The sequence below is a fragment of the Arsenophonus sp. ENCA genome, from assembly GCF_002287155.1.
Lineage (GTDB): Bacteria > Pseudomonadota > Gammaproteobacteria > Enterobacterales > Enterobacteriaceae > Arsenophonus > Arsenophonus nilaparvatae.
On the sequence record NZ_NHNG01000669.1, the window covers coordinates 1 to 2,219 of the forward strand.

General features: G+C 42.8%; 2 protein-coding genes and 4 pseudogenes. 2 read left to right on the forward strand and 4 right to left on the reverse strand.

What is annotated here, in order from left to right; all coding sequences use genetic code 11:
• The coding region (locus CBG25_RS17620) for an Hsp20 family protein (protein ID WP_290603906.1) at positions 1 to 335 on the forward strand (335 nt) is incomplete at its 5' end.
• 25 nt (positions 336 to 360) lie between these two features.
• Here CBG25_RS17620 and CBG25_RS17625 read toward each other — a convergent pair.
• The 3 genes and pseudogenes from CBG25_RS17625 to CBG25_RS17635 form a co-directional block, all read right to left on the reverse strand.
• A pseudogene (locus CBG25_RS17625) lies at positions 361 to 612 on the reverse strand (type II secretion protein E); the annotation flags it as partial.
• A gap of 186 nt (positions 613 to 798) precedes the next feature.
• Positions 799 to 1,038 (reverse strand): hypothetical protein, encoded by a 240-nt coding sequence (locus CBG25_RS17630; RefSeq protein ID WP_290608295.1) that lies wholly within the window; start codon positions 1,036 to 1,038, stop codon positions 799 to 801.
• A 171-nt stretch (positions 1,039 to 1,209) separates the two neighbouring features.
• A pseudogene (locus CBG25_RS17635) lies at positions 1,210 to 1,506 on the reverse strand (ATPase, T2SS/T4P/T4SS family); the annotation flags it as partial.
• 85 nt (positions 1,507 to 1,591) lie between these two features.
• Between CBG25_RS17635 and CBG25_RS17640 the strand changes: the two are divergent.
• Positions 1,592 to 1,672: pseudogene (locus CBG25_RS17640) on the forward strand (helix-turn-helix domain-containing protein); the annotation flags it as partial.
• Positions 1,673 to 1,921: 249 nt separating this feature from the next.
• Here CBG25_RS17640 and CBG25_RS17645 read toward each other — a convergent pair.
• A pseudogene (locus CBG25_RS17645) lies at positions 1,922 to 2,080 on the reverse strand (IS110 family transposase); the annotation flags it as partial.
• Between the last annotated feature and the right edge of the window lie 139 nt (positions 2,081 to 2,219).

The following is a 2,219-nucleotide window of genomic DNA, read 5'->3' on the forward strand; positions in this document are numbered from 1 at the left end:
AGCTAACGTTTAGTGTGCCGGGTTATTCACAAGATGAATTGGAGATTTCTGTGCATAATCATCAGATAACCATCAGTGGTAAAGCGAGCGATGAGAAAAATGAATCAGAAGATGAAAAAGAAGGTGTGAAATGGTTACATCAAGGCATTAGTAAAAATGGATTTTCTGTAAATTTCAGCCTTGAGCATCGAATAACGATTCAGCAAGCGACGCTGGATAAAGGATTATTAACCTTGCAATTTATCTACGAGATCCCTGAACAGGAAAAACCGCAGAAGATTCCTATTGGCGTTCAAAATGAATCCGGGTGTGTCCTTGAACACAACGCTGCTTAATCATAGTGCCCCTAATTGGGGCGCTTTAACTTTCTAACGGCAACAACGTATAACTGTCCTCATCAATCGGGCAAATGAAGTGCGCCGCCAGTGGGTCAACCTCTCCCGCATGGATGTAGTGCAAGACGTGCTGATTACGCGTCATGCCGCCAAGCGTCCGATGCCAGTAGGTTTTCGCTGCCGCTTTACTTTTTGTCCGGTACAGTTCAAAAAATTGTGCATCCGGTGCGATCACTTCCGCCACCACGATACGCCCGACAATGCCATGAAAACAGTAAGCCTGTTGCTCAATAGTGAAATAAAACTGCTTTCAATAAAAACAAGTTAGATACATCTAAAAAACACAAAAATAGGTTATTTTTTAATCTTATATAGGTCATTTTTAATTCAAAAATTGATTATTTTATCATCAATAGCTGGTTTTTTTGTAAGTCACAATTAATTTTGCTATTGAGCAACAGGCTTAGTGTTCGCAGCCTTCAAAATGGCGCATAAACACCTTTTCAGGTTGGCAATGGTGTTCAATCAGATCGCGATCGTCCGCCTCAAGCTGCCCGGCTACCCGGTGATAAGGCACTTTGCAGTGCGGGCATAAGCGCTGTACCAGTCGTTGGCTTATCAGCCCAATCAATAACTGCGCATCGGCCAATAGCCGTGCGGATACCCCTTCTATTTCCAGTCGTTCAAGAAGCCTGTTGCTCAATAGCAAAATTAATTGTGACTTACAAAAAAACCAGCCATTGATGATAAAATAATCAATTTTTGAATTAAAAATGACCCATATAAGATCAAAAAATAACCTATTTTTGTGTTTTTTAGATGTATCTAACTTGTTTTTATTGAAAGCAGTTTTATTTCACTATTGAGCAACAGGCTTAAGGATATTCAGGCCATCATTTGCGTGAAGTGTCGTCATCAGCAGATGCCCGGTCATGGCCGCTTTCAGTGCGGTGATGGCAGATTCCAAATCGCGGATTTCACCGTTTAAAATCGCATCCGGATCGCATCGCAAGGCATAGGCCATCGATAGCAGCCATGCGCGTTTGATTTCTTCGGTGTTTTTCTTATCAGCGATGATCGGCGTCTGGATTGCGCCATAAATTCGGCCTTCGGGGGGGTCTTCAATGGTTAACAGTCGCCGTATCGGTAATTTGTTGATATAGCCCCATAGTGTCGCTACCAATGTAAAAATGATCCACTTGCTAATGTAAAACTGATCCACCAAGAGTAAAAATGGCAGTTTTAAGGTACTGCCGATGATAACATTGGAGATCAGAGTGGAAATTTCTGTTTTACATCGCCAGGGTATGTCTATACGTGCGATTGCTCGACGGCTTTCATGCTCAAGCTACCGTGCTAAGTCAAGAAAAAGATCGCCTTAAGTTTTGGCAACACCCCCCTAAGTGCTGTCAACTTGCTGACAGCACCAAATCCCCGATACATCGCGGTTATACCGTGCTAACGGGGTTAAATCTACTGTAAAACCGCATGGCTATTCAGGGTGGGTGGGCGACAAGCTTTCTTATAGCCCCATCCGGCTTACGCCGGGTTTCGGCGGTTTATCTACTGCGTCATATGAAACAGCATCATGCAGCCTTACATGCGCTACGCCTATCTGAATGCAGGTAATCAGCATCGAACGGCTTTTGTGTCTTCAATACCCCATAGCACCAGTGAACAAGTTTTCGCATAAGTGCTCCAATGGCACACATCTTCGCTTTCCCGCGAAGGCATAATCGTTCATAAAACTAGTTGCTGAATAGAGACTTGCATTTTTTGTCACGCTATTGAGAATAAAAAGAGGTTTAACTTAGAGAATAAAGGTTTGAAATGATCAACAAAGAGCGGCTGTTACGAGATAATCGTTTATGTAAAGCAATCATT